Source organism: Psychrobacter sp. ANT_H3 (assembly GCF_027919975.1).
Lineage (GTDB): Bacteria > Pseudomonadota > Gammaproteobacteria > Pseudomonadales > Moraxellaceae > Psychrobacter > Psychrobacter maritimus.
This window is the reverse complement of sequence record NZ_JAQISM010000004.1, coordinates 172,681-194,896: the sequence shown is the minus strand read 5'-3', so window position 1 is coordinate 194,896 and position 22,216 is coordinate 172,681. Positions and strand designations below refer to the sequence as shown.

20 protein-coding genes are annotated in these 22,216 nt (G+C 42.9%); 6 read left to right on the top strand and 14 right to left on the bottom strand.

The window, feature by feature from the left end; translation table 11 throughout:
* Nucleotides 1-12: 12 nt before the first annotated feature.
* From PG901_RS03640 to PG901_RS03625, 4 genes are all read right to left on the bottom strand, one after another.
* Nucleotides 13-252, bottom strand: coding sequence for a DUF2789 family protein (locus PG901_RS03640; protein WP_271133538.1), 240 nt, complete (start codon nucleotides 250-252; stop codon nucleotides 13-15).
* 218 nt (nucleotides 253-470) lie between these two features.
* Nucleotides 471-1,460, bottom strand: a complete 990-nt coding sequence (locus PG901_RS03635) for a malate dehydrogenase (protein WP_183620353.1) — start codon at nucleotides 1,458-1,460, stop codon at nucleotides 471-473.
* A gap of 488 nt (nucleotides 1,461-1,948) precedes the next feature.
* Nucleotides 1,949-2,656 (bottom strand): hypothetical protein, encoded by a 708-nt coding sequence (locus tag PG901_RS03630; protein ID WP_271133537.1) that lies wholly within the window; start codon nucleotides 2,654-2,656, stop codon nucleotides 1,949-1,951.
* Nucleotides 2,657-3,120: 464 nt separating this feature from the next.
* Nucleotides 3,121-5,319 carry a lytic transglycosylase domain-containing protein gene (locus tag PG901_RS03625; RefSeq protein WP_271133536.1) on the bottom strand — a complete coding sequence of 733 codons (2,199 nt, stop codon included), beginning with the start codon at nucleotides 5,317-5,319 and terminating at the stop codon, nucleotides 3,121-3,123.
* A gap of 429 nt (nucleotides 5,320-5,748) precedes the next feature.
* On the opposite strand from PG901_RS03625, the gene miaB reads away from it, so the two are divergent.
* Entirely contained in the window at nucleotides 5,749-7,251 is a 1,503-nt protein-coding gene (gene miaB, locus PG901_RS03620; RefSeq protein WP_271133535.1) for a tRNA (N6-isopentenyl adenosine(37)-C2)-methylthiotransferase MiaB, read from the top strand.
* 95 nt (nucleotides 7,252-7,346) lie between these two features.
* On the opposite strand, the gene PG901_RS03615 is transcribed toward miaB, so the two are convergent.
* The 6 genes from PG901_RS03615 to PG901_RS03590 all read right to left on the bottom strand — a co-directional run bounded on the left by PG901_RS03615 (nucleotide 7,347) and on the right by PG901_RS03590 (nucleotide 13,257).
* A complete protein-coding gene (locus PG901_RS03615) occupies nucleotides 7,347-7,583 on the bottom strand; it encodes a hypothetical protein (RefSeq protein ID WP_201625543.1) in 237 nt (78 codons plus the stop codon).
* A 168-nt stretch (nucleotides 7,584-7,751) separates the two neighbouring features.
* A complete protein-coding gene (locus PG901_RS03610) occupies nucleotides 7,752-8,966 on the bottom strand; it encodes an RtcB family protein (protein ID WP_271133534.1) in 1,215 nt (404 codons plus the stop codon).
* 781 nt (nucleotides 8,967-9,747) lie between these two features.
* Nucleotides 9,748-10,485 (bottom strand): LysE family translocator, encoded by a 738-nt coding sequence (locus PG901_RS03605; protein ID WP_201564831.1) that lies wholly within the window; start codon nucleotides 10,483-10,485, stop codon nucleotides 9,748-9,750.
* Between the two features lie 162 nt (nucleotides 10,486-10,647).
* Entirely contained in the window at nucleotides 10,648-11,901 is a 1,254-nt protein-coding gene (gene argE / locus PG901_RS03600) for an acetylornithine deacetylase (protein ID WP_271133533.1), read from the bottom strand.
* A gap of 42 nt (nucleotides 11,902-11,943) precedes the next feature.
* The gene (locus PG901_RS03595; RefSeq protein WP_271133532.1) at nucleotides 11,944-12,444 is read right to left on the bottom strand and encodes a nucleoside deaminase; all 501 of its coding nucleotides are present in this window, start codon (nucleotides 12,442-12,444) and stop codon (nucleotides 11,944-11,946) included.
* 159 nt (nucleotides 12,445-12,603) lie between these two features.
* On the bottom strand, nucleotides 12,604-13,257 hold the full coding sequence (locus PG901_RS03590) for a UPF0149 family protein (RefSeq protein ID WP_201564833.1): 654 nt from the start codon (nucleotides 13,255-13,257) through the stop codon (nucleotides 12,604-12,606).
* 207 nt (nucleotides 13,258-13,464) lie between these two features.
* Between PG901_RS03590 and PG901_RS03585 the strand changes: the two genes are divergently transcribed.
* Nucleotides 13,465-13,905 carry a hypothetical protein gene (locus PG901_RS03585; RefSeq protein WP_201564834.1) on the top strand — a complete coding sequence of 147 codons (441 nt, stop codon included), beginning with the start codon at nucleotides 13,465-13,467 and terminating at the stop codon, nucleotides 13,903-13,905.
* Between the two features lie 167 nt (nucleotides 13,906-14,072).
* Nucleotides 14,073-14,567: a cell division protein ZapA gene (locus PG901_RS03580; RefSeq protein WP_271133531.1), complete on the top strand. Its 495-nt coding sequence runs from the start codon at nucleotides 14,073-14,075 to the stop codon at nucleotides 14,565-14,567.
* A 123-nt stretch (nucleotides 14,568-14,690) separates the two neighbouring features.
* Here the strand turns inward: PG901_RS03580 and PG901_RS03575 are convergent, their stop codons facing one another.
* The 4 genes from PG901_RS03575 to PG901_RS03560 form a co-directional block, all read right to left on the bottom strand.
* Nucleotides 14,691-15,020 (bottom strand): hypothetical protein, encoded by a 330-nt coding sequence (locus PG901_RS03575; RefSeq protein ID WP_227692365.1) that lies wholly within the window; start codon nucleotides 15,018-15,020, stop codon nucleotides 14,691-14,693.
* A 180-nt stretch (nucleotides 15,021-15,200) separates the two neighbouring features.
* A complete protein-coding gene (gene glyS / locus PG901_RS03570) occupies nucleotides 15,201-17,294 on the bottom strand; it encodes a glycine--tRNA ligase subunit beta (RefSeq protein ID WP_271133530.1) in 2,094 nt (697 codons plus the stop codon).
* 9 nt (nucleotides 17,295-17,303) lie between these two features.
* A complete protein-coding gene (gene glyQ, locus PG901_RS03565) occupies nucleotides 17,304-18,299 on the bottom strand; it encodes a glycine--tRNA ligase subunit alpha (RefSeq protein ID WP_271133639.1) in 996 nt (331 codons plus the stop codon).
* Nucleotides 18,300-18,809: 510 nt separating this feature from the next.
* Nucleotides 18,810-19,022, bottom strand: coding sequence for a PspC domain-containing protein (locus tag PG901_RS03560; protein ID WP_201564837.1), 213 nt, complete (start codon nucleotides 19,020-19,022; stop codon nucleotides 18,810-18,812).
* Between the two features lie 544 nt (nucleotides 19,023-19,566).
* Here PG901_RS03560 and nadR point away from each other — a divergent pair.
* From nadR to PG901_RS03545, 3 genes are all read left to right on the top strand, one after another.
* Complete coding sequence (gene nadR, locus PG901_RS03555) at nucleotides 19,567-20,607, top strand: multifunctional transcriptional regulator/nicotinamide-nucleotide adenylyltransferase/ribosylnicotinamide kinase NadR (protein WP_271133529.1); 1,041 nt, start codon at nucleotides 19,567-19,569, stop codon at nucleotides 20,605-20,607.
* A 159-nt stretch (nucleotides 20,608-20,766) separates the two neighbouring features.
* On the top strand, nucleotides 20,767-21,525 hold the full coding sequence (gene pnuC, locus PG901_RS03550; RefSeq protein WP_271133528.1) for a nicotinamide riboside transporter PnuC: 759 nt from the start codon (nucleotides 20,767-20,769) through the stop codon (nucleotides 21,523-21,525).
* Nucleotides 21,526-21,728: 203 nt separating this feature from the next.
* Complete coding sequence (locus tag PG901_RS03545; RefSeq protein ID WP_201625510.1) at nucleotides 21,729-22,181, top strand: Mpo1 family 2-hydroxy fatty acid dioxygenase; 453 nt, start codon at nucleotides 21,729-21,731, stop codon at nucleotides 22,179-22,181.
* The last annotated feature ends 35 nt before the right edge of the window (nucleotides 22,182-22,216 follow it).

Genomic DNA, 22,216 nt, shown 5'->3' with positions numbered 1-22,216 from the left:
TTTTATTATCTTCTAGGCATCAGGATGCATACGCACGTTTAAATCATCGATAACTTCTACCCATGCGGCATCTTTATTCCACTCTTCTTGCAAAAAAGCACGCTGATTGTCATTCCATACCGCCGCTTCGATTAACTTCTCTTCTTTTGACAGTTTATTATTTTCGACAAAACTGTCAATCGCTTCATCCGAGCTATCAAGCCCTAACTGCGCAAATAACTCATTCATATTGTATTCAGGTTCACCCAACATAGTCTTTTCCTTAATGACAGAAATTTAATAATGATTTGATTGTACTTATTATTTAAATTAGCCACTTTATTGTAGCAAGCTTGCTGCTAATAGCTGTTAATCAACGTTTAGCTAACGTTAGCAATTGTATTGATGGTTACGCAAGGCACAAAAAAGCCCTCTATCGTAGAGGGCTTTTCAGATTAAATTCTATATAACAGCTTGAGTAGATTGCCTACTTATGGAAGCAAGTGTGCTACTGCATCACGCTCTTCGCTAAGCTCTTGCTCAGTTGCGGCCATTTTCTCTTTTGAGAAATCTGATGACACATCAACGCCTTCTACGATAGACCAGTCGCCGTTAGCGCAGGTTACTGGGAATGAGTAGATTAAGCCTTCAGCAATACCGTATTCGCCGTTTGAGTAAACGCCCATAGATACCCAATCATTCTCATCAGTACCTAGTGCCCATGTACGTACGTGTGCAATAGCAGCGTTGGCAGCAGAAGCGGCAGATGATGCACCGCGAGCTTTAATAATCGCTGCGCCGCGTTGTTGTACTTCTGGGATATAAGTAGCTTCGTACCATTCGCGATCGACTAAATCTAGTGCTGGCTTACCGTTTACAGTTGCAGACGTTAGGTCTGGATACTGAGTTGATGAGTGGTTACCCCAGATAGTCATGTTTTTGATGTCATTAACAGTGCTGTCTGTTTTCTCAGCCAACTGTGCCATGGCACGGTTATGATCTAGGCGAGTCATAGCAGTAAAGTTACGTGGATCTAAATCTGGTGCATTACGCTGAGCGATAAGCGCGTTGGTGTTGGCAGGGTTACCGACGACCAATACTTTTACATCACGGCTTGCAACGTCGTTCAATGCTTTACCTTGGGCTGAGAAAATCGCAGCGTTGGCTTCTAGCAAATCTTTACGTTCCATACCTGGGCCACGAGGACGTGAACCGACTAGCAAAGCATAGTCTACATCTTTGAATGCAACGGTCGCATCATCAGTTTGAACGATACCGGCCAATAATGGGAATGCACAGTCTTCTAACTCCATGACCACACCCTTTAGGGCGTCAAGTGCTGGGGCGATTTCAAGCAATTGCAGAATAACTGGCTGATCTTTACCTAGCATCTCACCAGATGCAATACGAAATAACATAGCATAGCTGATATTACCAGCGGCACCAGTGACGGCAACACGTAAAGGCTGTTTCATTGACATTGAATACTCCCTAATTATAGATTAGATAATTCATGATTCTGATTGATGGTTCTGATTGAGGATGATCGTTTTAGATAGCGATTTACTCGCTGAATATAGCAGTCATAAACCGAGAGCTAGTGTAGCACCTCAGCCTATTAACCGTCTAGAGAAAGCGCGAACGTGATGGATAACTATGCGGGTTATATTGTTACATTTTATACGAACAGATGTTTTATCTTGCGATAAAAAGCTATAAAAATAAAGTCTTAGAGAGATATAGGAGCTGAAAAAAGAAAAGAATTAATAGGAATTTTGGCAGCGTTATTTAAGAGAATTTAATACGATTACATAAGTCATATTACCGTTAAATACATAACACTGCCGTTTTTGCTTATGGTCATTTTTGCTTATGGATAATCGCGCCCTAATTAATAGTCACGCACTGAAAAGCTAGAGGGATATACTTTGTGGTTCATTACTGATTATGACTAATGCCTACTTGCTGTTTACTTGCCGCCTGAGATAATAAATTTACTGCCACAGTTATCGACGACGTTGCTACAAGTGCCAAAGGCACTGCCTTCATAACAAACATGGACGTCCGTCAATACCATTTGACGACGCGCACCTGCCTGGCAAATCAAATCAACGCTATCCGCTGACATACCACTGTTTAAGCGGGTCATTTGGCCCACAAAACGCGATTTTAATACCGTATAACTGTTGCCCGTATTCAATTCGCTCGGCAGTTTTAAGTCGCCGGCATAGTTAGTGATTTGGCGAAAATAATTGCTGGCGCTCAGCGGACTACAGATGCCATAGCGCTGCCATGCTTGGGTACGCACCGTGGTGTCAGGCATGATACGGTTGACGACTTTTAATTGTAGTGGCGTCAAACGTGGCTCACTACCGCGCCCGCAGCGCTCGCCATAACCCATATCTAAACCTGAAACGGTTAGCGAATAGCCTTCTAAACACTGGCGCATACGCGCGCGCGTCGGTTGTAAGCTGCACAGCGCTGGCGTCATCTCAATCATCAGTACGCGCTGCCCCGTTTTGGCAGCACTTGCCGCTTGCGCTGGCAATACCATAACACCCTGCAACAAAAGTAAAGCCGTAATAGCTATCGTAGCATTAGCAGCATTGCCTTTACTTTCATACTTTTTGCTGATCAAGCATTGATTAAAATGCTCCGATAGCCTTGTCTTTGACATCGAGCCCACCTTTGTCTGAACACATAACTGACGCCTAGCTTGCGACAATATAGGCAGATTGAAATATTTTTTAATCATAAGAGGTTAAAGCATTTAGCAATGAAGAAGATAGCTTCTAGAATTGGTTATATTCGGCATTAAGCCAGTTTGCTTTTAAAATTTCAGCAGCCTAAGAATCAACCAACGAAAAACGCAGACGGTAATTAGAGTCATGGTAGCAAATTGCCTTTTTTAATCTATAGCAAAAACGTAAACAATGCTTAAAAAGCAGATAACGGACTTTAAAAGGGCGATTTAAAACCGTCATATATCAGCGCTATAAAAGCATTTTATATGAAAGCAATGTATATAAGAAAAGTGCATATAAAAGCCGTATCTATAAAAACCGTACCTATAAAAGAAGTGCCTATAAAAAAACCACTAGCAGCAAGCTGATAGTGGTTTTTTAGGGTATGGAAAAAGCATTAGAATGCCGCAGGAACCGTTCCCATACGCTGGCTGATAGGCTGATCACGACCTAATAGACTGCTATAAATAGTAGCGTTTTCCATCACGTGTTTGACGTAATTGCGGGTTTCAGGAAAGGCAATAGACTCGACATACTGGTCAGCTGCAAGTGAGCCATAAGTCGGCTGCCAGCGTTTGGCATTATTTGGACCGGCATTATAGCCCGCTGTTGCCAAAACAGGCTGGCTGTTCAATTTGCCAAAGATATCACCCATATACCACGTACCATAACGAATATTGGTATCGCCACTATTGGCACGGCTGGCGCTATAAGTCTCGCCTAAATTACGCGCAATATATTTTGCCGTATCAGGCATGACCTGCATCAGACCGCTGGCGCCAACGTTTGAGCGCGCTGATGCTACAAAACGGCTTTCTTGACGCATGATGCCATACGCCCACGCCGGATCGATACCCGCCGACTGACTATAACGGACGACCGCCGATTGGTGCGGCATCGGATGCGATAAAGCCAAGCTGTCTACCCTATCGGTATTATCAACAGCATAAATCGCCCGATCGAGCCAGCCCATATCATACGCTTGGCGCGCAGCAGCAATAATCAAATTGTCATCACGATTATCACGCGCTTTTTTCACCGCCCAATTCCACTCACGGTTGGCATAGGCGCGACTGGCATCGGCATTGTATAAAGCAAATGCCCGTGCAAAGTGTGGGTTTTGCATGACGCGCGCGCGGTCAGCGGTACTGACATTGGGTAAATTACTACCGCCTAAGCGACTGGCATCAAAACGTTGACCGACCTTATCCTTTGCCATTAAGCCATAATACTCATTACTTTTTGCCAAGTTTTGATACATCTTTTTGGCGGTATTGCGTTTGTTGGCATCACTCGATTGCTCATAAGCACGAGCCAGCCAATATTGCCATTGATTGGTTTTTTGCGTTTCGGCGTCCATTTTTGAGATGGCTTCGACCACATCATCCCAACGACTAAAGCGAATCGCTGCCATGGCATAATATTCGGCTTCTTCAAAGCTAAAGTCATCATCTAAGCTATTACGGAACCAGTCAACCGCTTCGACATTAAAGCCGTCATCGGTATTGTGATTCATGCGCTGTACGCCAAGAATACGATAAGCATAACGACGGGTGTCATCATTTAATAACTTCGCTGAGCGCTGATTGTCTTGCTTAATATCAAAGTCTAATTGTAGTGCCGCCTCACGATAGGATTTTTCTGCCAAGCGTCCCATCGCATATAAATACAAGTATTGATTGGTTTGGGTGTTTGCTTCGCGGGCAAAGCGGCTAAAAAATGATGATGGATTCAGCTGAATTTCACTTAACGACGAGTAAGGAATAGGCGTACCCAGACGTGAAGACAGCGCCATAATATCGCCTGTTTTGCCTTTACGCAGCATACGCTTGAGGCGTGATACTCTATCTTGATTGCTAATCAGGGCGTTATTATTCATCTCTAGCGCCAATTGGTCACACAAAGCTGGCTGCTTTTTGGTGGCGAGCCAAACGTCAGGCTTTGCTGCCATAGCACGCATGCTATCGCCGCCATTATTAAACCCAAGCGCAACCGCACAGCGCTCACTGTCATCAGCATTGGTAATCAAATTTGCCACTTGGCGTACGGCGGCATAATCATTGGAGCCCGCTTTGGTTTCCGCAAAGTCAGCCGCCAGTTTTTCTGCCATTACCGTATCTGGATATTGACGCACAAACTGCGATACCGCCGCTGGGCTTTGCGAATTCAAATCGACATTCATGCGCCAATAAGTCGGATACATGGCAAACAAGCCGCCATTCATCGCTTGCTCGTAATTATAAAGGGCATTGACATCACCGCGCTCGGCTGCAATCGCCGCCGCTGTAAATGAGCCCACGCCATTATCTGCTTGATAGCTGCTGTTTGACGGCGCACTCTGTGGTTGATAGTTATCCGGCTGATAGCTTTGTGGTTGATAGCTTTCTGGCTTATACTTGCCTTCTTGCGGATAACTACTATCACTACCCCAAGTGAGTTCGGCACAAGCAACTTGCGACAAGCCCATGACACCCATCGCCGTCGCCAAACCCAAAACGCTGGTTTTTAGCGCCGTTTTTTTCAGGCGGTCAGGCGTAATATTTTGGCGCTTGGCATTTTTATCCTTAATACCTTGAGCAACTTGCGGCTTTGTCATACGAATTCTCTTTATAATAAGTCTAAATAATTTGGCTAAATAAATTGTTTCAATATAGGTTTAAACGATAGGTTTAAATGATGTTTTCATCCTACTTAAAACGCTCATTTAAACAATAGTGCAGCTATGGTTACTTTCATCATACTACACTCGTTGCACATTCAACCATAAGCTTTACTTTTCGTTAATAAATCGGATAGCCCTGCGTAACACAGAGGTGCTACGACGCTTGAAACAGTGATAATCGTAATTAATAGCATTTATTATTGAATAATACTAGGTAAGCATTTGATACTATTATAAATAATCTAGCATAATTATCCCGATAAGCGTACGCTAACTTTTCACATTGGGCCGGGGTTGTGATAAAATACGCCACCAGTTAATCGCCTACCCCGCTATATTTTTAGTCAATCATGGACTTCGCTTATGAGTGTTACTGTATTTAATCCCCGCATCGATGACGCTGCTGTTGACACAACGGTTACTGCGCCTGCCGTTACGGCACTCAAAGCGCCAAACTCTATCCAAAAACCAATAGCCCAAGCACCAGTTAATGGCGCGCCAAAAAAAGTCTTTGTCACCACCCAAGGCTGTCAGATGAATGTCTATGACTCTGGCAAAATGCTCGACGTACTTGGTGATTCACATGGTATGGAAGTCACCCACGATATCGACGAAGCCGATGTTCTATTAATGAATACCTGCTCAATTCGCGAAAAAGCCCAAGAAAAGGTCTTTTCAGAATTGGGTCGCTGGCGCAAATTGAAAGAAAAACGTCCTGACTTAGTCATCGGTGTTGGTGGTTGCGTGGCTTCACAAGAAGGCGATAATATTCAAAAACGCGCGCCTTATGTCGATATGGTTTTTGGTCCACAAACTTTGCACCGTTTGCCAGAGCTGTATGACCAATCGCACGAGCAGCGTGAAATGTCACCTAAAAATCGTATTGGTACAGTGGATGTGTCATTTCCAAGTATTGAAAAGTTTGATTTTCTGCCAGAGCCACGTGTCGAAGGTTATAAAGCCTTTGTATCAATCATGGAAGGCTGCTCAAAATATTGCTCGTTTTGCGTCGTGCCTTATACCCGCGGTGAAGAACTATCGCGTCCGCTTGATGATGTATTGGCTGAAATTGACAGCTTAGCCGCCCAAGGCGTGCGCGAAATTAACCTACTTGGTCAAAACGTTAATGGCTATCGCGGCGAAAAAGACGATGGCAGTATCTGCCGTTTCGCAGAACTGCTACATTATGTCTCGCACGTCGACGGCGTCGAGCGTATTCGTTATACCACCAGCCATCCGCTGGAATTCACCGATGATATCATTGACGCTTATGCGCAATTGCCAGAGCTGGTATCACATTTGCATTTACCGGTTCAAAGTGGCTCAAACGCTATCCTCGCGGCGATGAAACGCAACCATACCATTGATGTTTATATCAATCAGATTAATAAGCTTAAAGCCATACGTCCAGATATTCACTTATCAAGCGACTTTATCATTGGCTTCCCCGGTGAGACTGAGCAAGACTTCCAAGATACGTTAAATCTAGCAAAAGAATTAAACTTCGATCACTCTTATAGCTTTATTTATTCGAAGCGTCCGGGCACGCCAGCAGCAGAGTTGCCGGATGATGTGAGCTTTAAAACTAAAAAAGCGCGCTTGGCAGAATTTCAACAGGTTATTATCGATTCAACCCTTGCCAAAACCCATGAAATGGTCGGCACTACGACTCGCGTCTTGGTCGAGCAAGTGGCCAATCGTCATCCTGATTGCTTAATTGGCACAGCGGACAATACCCGTACCGTGATGTTCCCTTTTGACGTTGATAAAGTAGATGAGCTATTGGGTAAAATCGTCAGTGTACGTGTGACCGATTTTGTCAGTCCGCATATGGTGAAAGGTGAGCTAATCGAGGTGCTTGCTTAAGTTTTAAAAAAAAATAAATCAATAAAAAAGCCCTTTACTATTAAATAGTGAACGGCTTTTTTGTCGTTAAAGTTTAAGGCTAGAATGAGTAATCATTATTCTGACAACCAGTCCGTCTGCCGCAATTGCTGCTTGGTCTCACGGCGACGTTTTTTGCGCACGATATCAATATCTTCTTTCTCATGAATACCACCTTTTTTTAACAGCGGATCAAGCGCTAGATAATTACGCGCTTTGACAGTGCCTAGCGAGTGTTGCACACCTGTCACATTTTGACGTTCTAACTGTCGTTCAATTTGCTTGGCCTTTTTTAAGGTTTGTTTTAAGCTCATATTGTTACCTGTTCTTTAATTCTTCTGAGATACCAATGCCGAAAATTATCTTAGCGAGGAAAATGAGCGCAAATTGTACATTCAGTACATTAAGCGAATTTGACAACGCTAAGATATTCAGTACATTAAGCGAATTTGACAACGCTAAGATGATTTGCAGGCTTGGTATTAGCCTTTAATACACATGACCTGTTTCAGCGTATGCACCACTTCAAATAAGTCGGTTTGGTTGGCCATCACTTCATCAATGTCTTTATAAGCGCCCGGTATCTCATCAATGACGCCTTTGTCTTTACGACATTCGACGCCAGCGGTTTGCGCTTTTAACTCATCGATAGTAAAGGCACGCATGGCTTTACCTCGGCTCATCTGTCGACCTGCGCCATGTGAACACGAACAAAACGATTCTGCTTCCCCAAGACCACGTACGATAAAGGACTTGGCACCCATAGAACCGGGGATAATCCCCAACTCACCTGCATAGGCACTGATAGCGCCTTTACGAGTCACATAGACTTGCTCACCAAAGTGCACTTCTTCATTGACATAATTATGATGGCAATTAATAGCTTCTTTGGTGAGTTGAAATCTTGGCAAGCCTGATTGTGGTGACTGCATTGCTTTGATGACTAAACGCATCATCTCACGGCGGTTCTCTAGTGCGTAATCCTGTGCCCAGCCTACGGCCTCAACATAATCGGCAAAACTATCAGACCCTTCAGCAAAGTAAGACAAATCCCGATCTGGCACATGACCAAAGCGCGTTTGACGCTCTTTTTTGGCAAGATTAATAAAGTAGCGACCGATGCAATTACCAATGCCGCGACTACCAGAATGCAGCATGACCCAGACATCATTTTTTTCATCTAAGCACAGCTCAATAAAATGATTACCACCACCCAATGTGCCGAGCTGCTTTGCCCACGTGCGCTCAAAACCTTTAAGCATTTTGAGTAAACCTGGGTGCTTATCAGTAATCGGTTTTAAGCGTTTGCCTAATGGATCAAGCGTTGAGTTTTTAGCTTGAATTTGCTTGTGCATGTTGAAGCCAACTGGCACTTGCTGCTCAACTATCAAACGCAGTGATTTCAAACTATCAGGCAAGTCGCTTGCCGTCAGGGACAAACGCACCGCGTTCATACCGCAGCCAATATCTACACCGATTGCGGCAGGAATGATGGCGGACTTGGTCGGAATCACACTACCAATTGTGGCGCCTTTGCCAACATGCACATCGGGCATCACCGCAATATGCGAATGTACAAACTCCAACTGGGCTACATTGCGTAATTGCTGCATCGCACCTTGCTCGACATCTGAGGTGTAAATCTTGACTGGTACGCCATATTTACGATTTTCGTTTAATATTAATTGAATGCTCATAATTTATTATTTCCATTTTATTATTTTAATAACCATGCAGAGTATTCTTTAATGCTACTTATCTTTATAATTTTATAAATCACTTATCCATCTCATTTAAAAGTAGCACTTAATAAGAAAATAAATTATAAAATATAGACAATAAAGTACCGTATCTCTATTAATTAAAAAATTAATAGAAATTCATGGTTAATTTATGATGGACGTTTTCAAGATAGGTTTTATGATACCAAAAAAGACAGCATAAATATTATGCGCATAGATGGTCATCCACTAAATAATAGTGTGAGCCATCATATTGGTCACAATAGTAACGTAAAATGTTAGATAAACAGATAACAGCAAGCGCAAAAATGCTTAGCACGATTACATTGCTATTTTGACACGGAATACCTAGAAGAGTAATAGATCGAGTAGATACAGAAGGCCAGTTGTTGATATCAGTAAACAGGATATCACTCAATAGCTTATATATAAATTCAGCCAAACCTTTTCGAAGTCGTCATTGCTGTCATATAGCTTACACATTTAATCTTTAAAAACGTCTTGATATTTAAATAGGACACGATGATTCCTCCGTAGGTTGTGGCCAATGTCAGAGCGACAATAGCAGATTGATTGGGATGATTTATTACTTATAAAAGATAAGCCTTATAAATCAATGAGCTAATAATAACGATTTAAAAAATAAAGTCAATAATTAATTTAACTTATATATAAATTTTATACAAAATATACATATGATTAATAATATCACTTTAGACATAGACCCCAGTATTTTTTAAACCATAAAACCATTTAATACTTCAGCCAATAACGCCGCGGCAATTAAGAGAAAGATTACTCCGCACGCACGATTTAACCACGCTAAGCGATTGCCAACATCGAGCCAACTTGCCAGCTTTGTACCGCCCAATGTATAAACGATTTGCCAAATCGTCTCGCTTAAGAACAACCCTGCCGTTAATAAAATATATTGCGGCCATAGCGGCGCACTAAAATTGATGAATTTAGGGAAAAACGCGGCAAAAAACAAGATCGCTTTTGGATTAGACAGCGACACCCAAATACCGGTACGAAATAAAGTCATATTGCTCGGCGATACTTTGACTGCCGCACTAGATAGTGAGCGTGGCTGCGGCGTTGTTTTATCAGTCACAGCTGACATCGTATCAGGATAGTCAGCCGCGACCTCCTCGCCCATTTCGCGGGCATCGCTCATCAAACTACTATCACCGGCATCGCGCCACGAGCTGATGCCCAAATAGATTAAATAGGCGGCACCCACAGCTTTGATAACAGTTAGCACCCAAGGCGATTGGCGACTGATTACATCTAAGCCAAGTAAGGTCGAGAGGAGCAGTAAAAACAAACCCAAACTCAGACCTGCCAGCGTCCATAAGGTGCGCTTCACGCCATAATTCATACCATACTGGAATGCTAGCAGCATATTCGGCCCAGGGGTCGCTGAAATAAAAAACGTACTTGCAAAAAATACCGCAAACAGATGCCAAGACATCAACCAACCCCTACTTTTTATTAATAGAAAATTTAAATGCTTAATGCTCAATGCTTAATGCTCAATGGTTAATACTTAATGGTGAAAAAATAAACACCGCCATAAAGACGGTGTATTTTATGCTCATGTATATTGCAAAAGAACTACTTGCTGCCTATTGTATCAATTGCTGGCACAGCTGTTTAGCAGCTTTTGTAAAAACTCATCACAGCGTGCCATCTCACTCAGCGCTACATACTCATCGGCTTTATGTGCCTGCTCAATACTACCGGGGCCGCAGATAATCGTTGGGATGCCCGCATTGGTAAACTGCCCGCCTTCCGTCGCATAAGCAACTTTATGGCGTGTATCATCGCCCGTCAGTGCGGCTATTAACGCTTGTAGCTCGGTGCTGTCGCTATCGGTCATCGCTGGTACACTTTCTTCTTGCAGCAGCTCAATGCCGGTATCGGCCGCACGTGCTTGCATTTGTGCATTTAGCTCTGCAACTTTTGCCTGAATTGGTACAAGGATATCGTCTTGCGTCATATGCGGTAGATTACGATAGTCAAAGGTAAATTCACACAGATTGGGGACAATATTGGTCGCGGTGCCACCTTTTATCGTACCCACCGAAAGTGTCGAATAAGGCACATCAAACATGGCATCGTTATCACTGCGATAGCTCATCTCTTCTGCTAATTCATCGACATAACCAATCAGACGACTGGCATAACTAATGGCGTTGACACCCTGTTTAGTCAATGACGAATGCGCTGACTTACCATGGACACGGCAACGGTAAACCGCGATGCCTTTATGCGCCACCACCATCGCCATATTGGTCGGCTCACCAACGATACAATAATCAGGTGTAATACCGCGCGCCTTTAAATCGGCCAATATGAGTGGCGCGCCCAAACAGCCAACTTCTTCATCAAATGACAGTGCCAAATGTAATGGACGACGCAACTGACCTGCGTTAGATAGCTTTACCGCTTGTGGTAATAGCGTCAGCGCACAGGCAATAAAGCCTTTCATATCGCAAGCACCGCGACCGTATAGCTTGTCGCCGCGAATGGTCGCGGTGAACGGCTCTGATGTCCAGTCTTGACTATCGACAGGCACCACATCGGTATGACCTGATAACACCAGACCATGATTCACATCGTCAGCGTTTGCCCCTGCTGGCACCGTAACAAATAAATTGGCTTTATTTTTAACGTCATTAAAGGTTAAATCTACTGTTAAGCCCAATTGCTCACAGTAAGCTTGTACATCTTCAATCAAAGCTAAATTAGAATGGCGACTGACCGTATCAAAGGCAATCAGCCGTGTTAGCCAGTCGATACTGTCGGTAGGATAATTATTGGCAGCAGGATAACTAGCAGTAGCCGTTGCTCGCTCTTTACCTTTATTGTAATTTATTACCGTCATAAGACATCCTTATCGTACTACAAGATAAAAAGACCCAGCTTTTTAATGAGCCTTTTTTAATGAGCTTTTTTGAAATGAACGCTGTTGCAGGGCTTTAATTTCTTCATCTAAGCCAGCAATCGGACCATCTACTGGTATATTCGGCGCAACTTCTTGAATACTTAATGAATTGATGGGCGATGTCGATGTTACGCCCATCTCATCCATCCATTCGCTTAGCTGCCTTGATGAGCTGATATAAACAATACGACCAAGTCCTGCCCAAGCATGCGCGGCTGAGCACATGGCGCAATGCTCACCTGAGGTATAGACCACTGCTTTTGCCCGTGCTTCAGGGGTCATATTTTGAGCGGCCCATTTTGCCACGGCAATTTCAGGATGGTAGGTTGCATCGACCGTATTGGCGCGATTACGATCTTCACATAATATAGTGCCATTACCATCGACCAATACGCTGCCAAACGGCGCATCGCCTGCCTCTAATGCTTCCGTAGCAAGCTCAATGCAGCGGCGCAAATAAATCATATCATTATCAGTAATCATCATAGTTTCCCTTCTGTTATTAAGAGCCAATGCTTATTAAGAGCCAATGCTGGCTCTTAAAATCCATCATACCTTTTTAGCAAATCCTAGCATTGATGATAAGTTAATTTTTATGACAGTTGGTTTTTATGATAGTTACTTCTTACGATGGCGTCTTTATTATGACGGACGGTTTTGATTCATCACATCAAGCACTGGCGGCATCGGTTTTGGCAACTTACCTTCTGCTTGTAGCTCTTTGGTGGTTTTGGCATCGATAGCCAGTCCAGCAATCAAGGCAATATCTTTCACCGCTTTACGCTTACGGGTAGCAAAGCTCACTGGCACCATACGCGCAAACTCATAAATATGCAGATAAGACTCTTCGCCACCTTCAAAGTCTTCGTCATCTTCTAAACGAATCCCGCCGATTTTAGCCAAATCTGACAGCATCTCGTTTTCATCGCTACTCAGACCACAGTCAGTAATACCAAAACCAGTCATAAAGCCATTTGCCCACTGTTTCAGCGCAATCACGCGCTCGTACAAGTCATGTTCATCATCTGGTACCAGCGGCGTATACGAATAAGCGTCGTCTTTGTCTTTCAACTGAAAGACGGTGTCTTCCGCTTCTTCAGTTAACAAGGTTAATGCTTCATCAGGTAATGGCGCAAAACTCAGCTCCTCAAACACCTTTGCCCATACTGGCTCATCAGGCGCATCACAGGCGGTCATCAGCCCTGTCATCAAGCCATGTACCTCGCTGATAGACACGTCAGTCCAGTCATCAAACGCAGTCAGCCATGTATTCCAGCCAGAGATATTATCATTCATAATAGAGGTCCTAGTTATTGATTAATAGTATTAAATATAAACAAACGCCGCACGATGGTATGAATAAGGCGGCGATTGATAGCAGTCACGAAACAAAGCGGCATACAATTACTTTGTTGATATAGATATTATGCGGTCACCTATGGCATTATTAAACGCAGAGAACAAAATTCATTCACGCTTACTTGTTAAGGATAAAAACTGACTATGTATGACCAACTTAGAATATTAGAAAAAATGGTACTCGACATCAAAAAACAGTATCAGCTTGTCAGTGCTGAACTTAGCAGCCTCAAGCAACAACCAATGACTGACCCAAAGGAGCTTGCCGCGCTAAAAACCAAACTCGACAGCAGCTATACAGAGCGTGACGGTGCCAAAAAACAATTGAGCGATTTAGATAAGCGTTATCAAAACCTTGCCGAAGCGCATCACATGATAGGCGAAGAGCAAGATAATTTGCAAAAACAGATTAGCCAATTACAACAAAAGAATAATGAGCTGCAGCAGCAAAATAATGAATTAAAGCAGCAGTACAGCGATATTAAACAGCAAAATAATGATTTGAGAAAGAAAAACGAGCTGGCAGCTGAGCGCACGCAAGTGGTATTAAAGCGCTTAACCCGTATTGATCAAGCAGAAGGCTAAGCAGAAAGTTAGGAAAAAAGTTAGGCACCGATGGCAATGAATCACGCGTAACTTGCCTATTTTTGCTAATTAATTTTTATTCATTAAATCGCCAAGTTTATCATTACCATATTTATAGCTGTGATAGTTAATTACTCACTTTACTGACATATATTGTAGGATTTATCATGACCGATGACCGCGCAAACCCTGTAGACAGTCAAAAACCAATGCCAAATAATTCGAATACTGATAGTAGTAATACAAATAGTAATAATGCGAATAGCGCCAGTGCAAATAGTACTAATACAAATAGTACTACTACAAATAGCAGTACGGTAAATAGCAGCGCTGCCAGACCTGCTGCTAAAGCTGCAAGCGCTCCTGAACCGCAAATTAAAAAGGTCGATGTGGCGATTGCTGGCGTGACCTATCCGATTTATTGCCCAGTGCATGAGCAAGAAGAGCTGCACTCAGCGGTTTCTTATATCAATAACTATGCGTTAGATCTTAAACGCGATGCGCCAAGCCTCAGTCAAGAAAGCCTCTTAGTACTGTGCTGCTTGAACTTGTATGAAAAAATCCATGCCAATCAAAGAAGTGAAGAAGATCGTTTGCAGCAAAGCAAGCAGTCTGAAGCCTTATTAAATAAAATTATGAAAGACGCCCATTCTATTTTATAAGCTTGTACCGATATTAAATTGCTATTCTAAAAAGATAAGCGCTTAACTCATTGAAGCTAAGCGCTTTTTTTAAATGTAAATAACATCTTATTTACTTATGCTTTACGACTTATGGCTTACAAGTTAAGCATCTGCTTGATAAGTCTTACCAGCGTGAAAATCCGCTTGATGCTCATAATTGCAAAAGAATAATTCTTTATTACTGTCCATATCATTACCGCTGTCACTATTTACCGCTAAATCTGCTGCTGAATTCTCTTCCAAAGAAACGGGCTTAGTCTCTAACACACCACGGTATTCAGCCAAACTGTTGCCACAAAAATTGCACTGACGCGGCGTGGTCACATCGCCTTTTTTTGGCATCATACTTTTGGGTGCGCGTGGGTACATAAACTTATAAAAGCCCCACATCACAGCCCAGATAATAAGAATTACAATAATAACGGCCAACACGGCAGTGCTCCTTCGAATAGGGTCTAAGACATTATAAACTTAACGCTGCAGAATAAGCGCATAAAAAACTGGCCACATGGAGCCAGTTTTTTATGTCGTTAATAAATCAAAAGTATAGATGCTCAGCGTGTCATTGAGCTATAACTGTCAAACTATAACCGTCAAACTATAATAAACGAACTATAGCTGCAGCTCACTGATATCAGCAACGGTTAAGAATAAGGCACGAACTTGCTTAAGTAGCGCTAAGCGATTGTTCTTTAGCGCAGCATCGTCACTATTGACCATGACATCAGCGAAAAACTGGGTCAATGGCGCATCTAAACTGACCAGTGTTTGCAATACTTGCGTATAGTCAGCCGTTTCTAGCAACGGTTTAACCGCCGTTTGCGCTTGCTGAACAGCCTGATATAAGGCTTGCTCGGCAGGCTCAGATAATAACGACTCATCGACATTGTCAGCAACGCTCACTTCTGACTTGGCTAAAATATTGGCAACACGTTTGTTTGAGTCGGCAAGCTTTTCAGCTTGTGGTAACTCACTAAAGGTCTGTACGGCACGGATACGCTGATCAAAATCAAGCGGCATATGTGGATTAATCGCTTGTACGGCTTGAATGGTATCGACGCTAACGCCTTGCTCGGTATACATGGCACGATAGCGTGAATTTAAGAACGCCATCACTTGGGTAAAGGTATCGCCCATTTTAGCAATCTTGCTACCATCGCTCGTGCTATAGCCTTTAATCGCTTGCTCAACCAGAGCCACCAAATTAATCGGTAACTGCTTCTCAATGAGAATACGCAAAATACCAATCGCTGAACGACGTAAGCTGAACGGGTCTTTTGAACCTGTTGGAGCTTGGTCAATGGCAAAAATACCAACCAGCGTATCTAAGCGGTCGGCCAATGCTAAACAAATACCAATCGGCGTTTTTGGTAACACATCACCACTAAACTTAGGCAGATACTGCTCTTCCAAACTTGCGGCGACTGCTTCTGGCTCGCCATTTAAGCGCGCATAATACGTACCTGCGATGCCTTGCAACTCAGGATATTCACCGACGAGCGAGCTTGCCAAATCTGCTTTGGACAAAATCGCGGCACGTACCGTTTCATCAATACTAATATCACGACCTTGCTGCTGCATTAAAGTAGCAATAAAAGCGGCAAGTTTCGCAATACGCTCAGATTTTTCCCAAATCGTACCCAGTTTATCTTGGAAGACGCGCGTTTTAAGGCTTTCTGTCAGCGCAAATAATGGCTGCTTTTGGTCTTGTAAGAAGAAAAACTCGGCATCGGCCAAACGCGGGCGCACAACTTTCTCATTACCTTCAATAATCTGATTGGGGTCTTTTGACTCGATATTGGTAATAAAAATAAAGTACGGCTGCAGTTTGCCCGCTTTATCGGTCAAGCAAAAATACTTTTGATCGGCTTGCATGGTTGAGATAAGCGCTTCTTGCGGGACTTGTAAAAAGCGCGCCTCAAAGTTTGCTCGCAGCGCAATCGGGAAATCAACCAACGCAGTTACTTCATCTAATAAATCTTGCGGTACGATAGCATCCGCATTGACTTCATCGGCTAGCGCTTTAACTTGGTTTTTAATCAGCATTTGACGCTTATCAAAATCAGCCACCACTTTTAAACCATCGAGCAGTTGCTCATAATCATTGGCGTGCGCAATCTCATGATAATCAGGGCTATGGAAGCGATGACCACGAGTTTGCGTACCCGTCTGATGCCCTTGGATAGTGGCATCAATAACCGTACTATCTTGCATCAATACCGCCCACTGTACCGGACGCACAAACTCATTGCGGCTTGCGCCTGAACGCATGCGTTTAGCAATTGGTAAATTATCAAGCGCCGTTTGGAATATCGCAGGTAGCAGCTCAGTGGTCGCTTGACCATGAATGACTTGCTCATAACCGACATAATCACCTTTATCGGTGTTAATAGTTATCAGCTCGCTGGCTTCAATACCTAAACCCTTGGCAAAACCCATTGCCGCACGGGTTGGATTGCCATCGCTATCAAACGCCGCTTTAATCGCCGGGCCGCGCTTTTGCTCGCTACGGTCAGGTTGCTTATCGCTGATACCTTGAATCTGAATCGCCAAACGACGCGGAGCAGCAAAGGCTTTGATGCTATCAAACGTGATATCAGCTTCAGTCAATTGATCGGTGACACTGGCTTGTAGCGCGTCACGTAAAGGCTTTAGGCTTTTTGGAGGTAATTCTTCACACCCCAGTTCAAATAGAATAGTACTCATGGGATGCTCCTATTTATTATTGTTAGTAGTTTGATTGTTTTCAGTAGACTGACTAGCGCCTGTAAAATCATCTGTTACCGATTCTTCTTTTGGCAAATACTTATCGAGCGCCGCTTGACGATGCGCCTCATCAGCCAATGGGAAGCCTAACTTAGCGCGTGCTTCGACATAACCCATGGCGACTTTACGTGCCAGTGTACGCACTCGCAAAATAAAACGCTGACGTTCGGTCACTGAAATCGCGCCACGAGCATCGAGTAAGTTAAAGGCATGCGAAGCTTTTAACACCATCTCATAAGCTGGCAGCGGCAAACCTTCAGCAACTAGCTTATCCGCTTGCTGCTCATAAAAGTCGAACATCTGACCCATCATTGGCACATCGGCGTGCTCAAAGTTATAGGTCGATTGCTCAACTTCGTTTTGATGAAAGACATCACCATAAGTGACGCGACCAAATTCGCCATCTGCCCAGACCAAATCATAAACGCTATCGACGCCTTGTACATACATCGCCAAGCGCTCAAGACCGTAGGTAATCTCACCCGTCACTGGGAAACACTCGATACCGCCAACTTGTTGGAAATAAGTAAACTGGGTGACTTCCATACCATTGAGCCAAATCTCCCAACCAAGTCCCCACGCACCAAGCGTTGGCGACTCCCAGTTGTCTTCAACAAAACGCACATCGTGCACCAGCGGATCGATACCAATGGCTCTTAATGAGTCTAAATACAACTCCTGGATATTGGGTGGATTGGGCTTAAGCACCACTTGAAACTGATAGTAATGCTGTAAGCGGTTCGGGTTATCACCGTAGCGTCCATCGGTTGGACGACGTGATGGCTGCACGTAAGCGGCATTCCAGCGCTCAGGACCTAAAGAACGTAAAAATGTCGCAGTATGAAAAGTACCCGCGCCGACTTCCATATCATACGGCTGCAAGATAACGCAGCCCTTGTCAGCCCAATAATTTTGTAGGGTTAGGATGAGATCTTGAAACGTCATCGGTTGAGAGTCTTTCTCTTGTGTCATCGAGGTTGTCGCTTGTGATGTCATAGTTTGGATTGTCATAGTTTGGGGCATTGTAATAAAGCCACGGTGGAATTAGTATTATGAAATAAAATATTGATAGCGCTCGTATCGCCTATTCGGCAACGACTCTATTTGCCTGCTCACCTTACTAAAAATTGACTATTTTATCTATATTTACCGCAATTAAATTTATCTCACGGGCTTAAATCGTCAGTTATACGCCTTGTTTATCGTTAAACTGTCCGGATAGGCGTTATTAAGCCTATAGATATAAAAGTAAGATAAAAAAATACCCAAATGCAGAGCATCTGGGCAGGAGGAAAAGTATGTCTTTGCTATCCTGATGAATCAGGCTTTTTGTTTTTTCGTGGGCTGTTATTTTTTTATTGGCCTTATTTTTTAAATCTTGTTTTCTATGATTACTTTACTTTCATTGTACGTTAGAAACTTTGTGCTTTAGTAAATTTTAACTTTAGAAGCATCTTACTGATAGGACTGATTGCTTGCCTTTGGCATGATTATCCATAGGATAATATAAATTAAAATACCTGGTACTGCTGCGCTCATCGTTGAGATAACAACGAATAGCAATCTCACCCATGTTGGCGACCAGCCGACATATTCTGCAATACCGCCCATCACACCTGCTATCATGCGATTATTTTGTGAGCGATGTAATTTTGCTAACTTAGCCAAATCAAATACCTCTCTTAATATTGGTTATATTTATTTTATAGCTATTATTTATCGTTATTTTTGAATATTATTTTTCAAAACTATTCTTAAATTCATATGAGTCTTTTCAACTTACGAATCAGTATAGCAACTATTCCTATTCTATCTGTTGAGGATGTAGACGTGCTTTGTGAATTTATGCTACTTAAGCTTGCCCTAACCTCTCATAACTGCTCGTAAACCCCTGATTTTAAATAATTATTTCAAAATGTTTCATAATTGACTTTGTTGCTACTACCTTACAACTCTTGTTACAAATTCAGTAATCGTCGATTGATAACAGCTCAGTGAATCTTATAGATTTACTAGCAAAAATTGCGAATTATCATTCAATAATGACCAGAAAATGAATAGCTTGATACTATTGCTTATCAATAAAAAACTCATAAACCACTGCCAATTTACAATAACCTACCTGTAAATCTGTTTAAACCTTTATACCATGCTGATAAATAACTAAAACAACGACTGTCGATTAATTGTTTTTAAAATAATAAGGATAGCTATGTACGACTCAGGCTTAATGATTGGACATTTTGAACCGCTACATCTAGGACAGATGCGCAGTATATTGGCAGCAGCAGGACAAGCAAAAACCTTAAATATCGTGATTATGGCGCATCCAGCACCGCATCCAGACTTTAATATTACCTTGCAAGATAAAGCGCGTTGGCTCCAGATGGCGTGTGCTGATTTGCCCTTTATCCATATTCATACCACTGATGAGATTGAGCTGCCACTCCATGAAAGCTTTGCTGATGTCAGCATAGATATTGCTGCCAGCAATGCCAAGCTGCAACGCTTGAGTGATGCATTAGCGTTGCCAGCAGAGACGGTATTGTTTGTCGCAGAAAATCATCCATTGGCGCAAAGCGATGTTTGTGAGCAGCTAATCATGCCAGTGCTCACCACGCCCCTACAGCCTGAATTCGACTCCTATGCGATTGCGCGTAATCCGGTCGCGCATTGGTCGGCGCTGCATCCACAAGTGCGCGGCGACTATACCAAAACCGTTGCCATCGTTGGCGGTGAAAGCTCAGGCAAGACCACCTTGGTACATAAACTTGCCAATTATTATGGAGCTAGCTTTGCGCTAGAGATGGGGCGGCTATACGTCGGTACAGATTTGGGTGGTAGCGAGATTGGCTTGCAGTACAGCGATTACGGACCCATTGCGCTCAATCATGCCCAAGCAATCCGTGATGCCGCCGCTAGAGCAACAGCGCCCGTAACTATTGTTGATACTGACTTTGTCACCACTCAGGCCTTTTGTGAAGAGTACGAGGGTCTTAGCCATCCTTTTGTGGCGGCTTGTATCGATGAGTTTCGCTTAGACCATACGATCATGCTCGATAACAATACGCCATGGGTTGACGATGGCATGCGCTCATTGGGCACACCTGAAGCACGCGGACGCTTTGAGCAGCGCTTATTAGATATTTTCGCCCGTCATGATATTAAGCCGCATATGATTGATAAACCCGACTATGATGCCCGCTATAGGCAAGCTTTGTTAATTATTGATGAGGTTATTTATGGCAAATAACAGTATCAAAAAACGAAAATAAAAAGAACGAAAGCAAAAATGATTGCTAGAAGTAAATGACTGTGACAAATATTAGTAATGGCAAAAACGACATACTAAACCATACTAAAAAAAAGAAAAAAACTATTATAGCTTTTATACTTTAAGGAAAAAGGCGTTATGCGTATTCAGCTCCTAGACAATATCACCGGAAAATGGGCGATACAATGGATTGTCATCTGGTTTATTTGCGGCGTGATTGCCTTATCAGCAGGCTTTTGGCTGACTACTGAACATACGACCCTTGACTGGTTTTACTTAGCCGTATCATTTATTGGTTTGATTTGCGTGGTGTCATTATCGTTTCGCAAAAATATCATGGGTAATGGCTTTGGCATGGCAGCGACCGCAGGGGAATTTGTCGTCCAAGCAACCTCTGGCGCAGTTGGTTTGATGTTAGCGCCGCTCTTTAACTTTTTCAGTCATCTTTATGGGATTTTTTATTGGTCAAAGCATACTGATGCCGATGGCGATATGGTGCCCAAATCTGCCAGTCGCTGGATTTGGCTACTGACCATTGCTTTTATGGTTATTGGTTTGGCGCTATTCCCTACCGTGAATGATTTACTTGCCAGCTATGGCTATGCGGTCGTTGAAGATGATAATAGTAAATTTTTAGGTCTTATCTCTTTCTTTTGGATTAACGTCATTGCCTTTGTACTGTCTATCACCGCGCAGGCAGCGATGATTCTGCGTTATTCATTCAATTGGTGGTTATGGATTTTATCCAATTTCGTTTGGCTGACCGTCAACTTAATGTCGGGCAATTATATCTTTGCTATTCAAACCATGGTTTATCAGGTGAACTCGTTTGTCGGACTGTATGAGTGGTATCGTAGTGAGCAAGATTCTGTAGAATTGGCAAAACCCGTACGTTAAGGGATAATTTTAGTAAGTGACGAAAAATTGAAAAACAGGCAAATGAGGTTAAAAAGATAACAAGCTTTGACTGTGCGGTTTACCAGATAAAATGGCAGATTGGGCTAATTAGTGCTACAACTGGTATTAATTAGTAGAGTTTTCCATTTATCTGCTGACTATTATTGCTTAACCGTCATTTATTTACTAACAGGGAGGTTAGTATGTCTCGTACGTCGCAAAATCGCATGTCTAAACGCACACTTGAGCAATGGCTCAGTGAGTATTCTGTCAGTCATCAAAATCTAGTCAATAAAAAAATCCATTGGTTATGTGTTCCGGCCATTTTTGTCAGTATATTAGGCATGGGCATGTCGCTCTCCGTCTGGTTTACCTTGGTGATGAGCGCTTTGGTATTAATATTCTATATGCGCTTATCAACGCCGCTGTTTTTGGCAATGGGTATTTTTATTCTTATTTGCCTATCAGTAATGACGTTATTACCATGGGGTTTTAAGGTTTGGGCAGCTATCTTTGTTGTCGCTTGGATTGGACAGTTTATCGGTCATAAAATTGAGGGTAAAAAACCATCATTTTTTGAAGATTTACAGTTCTTATTAATTGGTCCAGCATGGGTAGCTAATAGCTTGATGGGTCGTAAAAAAAGCCAATCCTAACTATTCACTACTGCCATTATCTTTAAGCTCAATAT

Bases quoted from the DNA above. Each gene is read 5' to 3' on its own strand.
- PG901_RS03640 (WP_271133538.1), bottom strand. From the start codon at position 252: ATGTTGGGTGAACCTGAATACAATATGAATGAGTTATTTGCGCAGTTA.
- PG901_RS03635 (WP_183620353.1), bottom strand. From the start codon at position 1,460: ATGTCAATGAAACAGCCTTTACGTGTTGCCGTCACTGGTGCCGCTGGT.
- PG901_RS03630 (WP_271133537.1), bottom strand. From the start codon at position 2,656: ATGTCAAAGACAAGGCTATCGGAGCATTTTAATCAATGCTTGATCAGC.
- PG901_RS03625 (WP_271133536.1), bottom strand. From the start codon at position 5,319: ATGACAAAGCCGCAAGTTGCTCAAGGTATTAAGGATAAAAATGCCAAG.
- miaB (WP_271133535.1), top strand. From the start codon at position 5,749: ATGAGTGTTACTGTATTTAATCCCCGCATCGATGACGCTGCTGTTGAC.
- PG901_RS03615 (WP_201625543.1), bottom strand. From the start codon at position 7,583: ATGAGCTTAAAACAAACCTTAAAAAAGGCCAAGCAAATTGAACGACAG.
- PG901_RS03610 (WP_271133534.1), bottom strand. From the start codon at position 8,966: ATGAGCATTCAATTAATATTAAACGAAAATCGTAAATATGGCGTACCA.
- PG901_RS03605 (WP_201564831.1), bottom strand. From the start codon at position 10,485: ATGTCTTGGCATCTGTTTGCGGTATTTTTTGCAAGTACGTTTTTTATT.
- argE (WP_271133533.1), bottom strand. From the start codon at position 11,901: ATGACGGTAATAAATTACAATAAAGGTAAAGAGCGAGCAACGGCTACT.
- PG901_RS03595 (WP_271133532.1), bottom strand. From the start codon at position 12,444: ATGATTACTGATAATGATATGATTTATTTGCGCCGCTGCATTGAGCTT.
- PG901_RS03590 (WP_201564833.1), bottom strand. From the start codon at position 13,257: ATGAATGATAATATCTCTGGCTGGAATACATGGCTGACTGCGTTTGAT.
- PG901_RS03585 (WP_201564834.1), top strand. From the start codon at position 13,465: ATGTATGACCAACTTAGAATATTAGAAAAAATGGTACTCGACATCAAA.
- PG901_RS03580 (WP_271133531.1), top strand. From the start codon at position 14,073: ATGACCGATGACCGCGCAAACCCTGTAGACAGTCAAAAACCAATGCCA.
- glyS (WP_271133530.1), bottom strand. From the start codon at position 17,294: ATGAGTACTATTCTATTTGAACTGGGGTGTGAAGAATTACCTCCAAAA.
- glyQ (WP_271133639.1), bottom strand. From the start codon at position 18,299: ATGACGTTTCAAGATCTCATCCTAACCCTACAAAATTATTGGGCTGAC.
- nadR (WP_271133529.1), top strand. From the start codon at position 19,567: ATGTACGACTCAGGCTTAATGATTGGACATTTTGAACCGCTACATCTA.
- pnuC (WP_271133528.1), top strand. From the start codon at position 20,767: ATGCGTATTCAGCTCCTAGACAATATCACCGGAAAATGGGCGATACAA.
- PG901_RS03545 (WP_201625510.1), top strand. From the start codon at position 21,729: ATGTCTCGTACGTCGCAAAATCGCATGTCTAAACGCACACTTGAGCAA.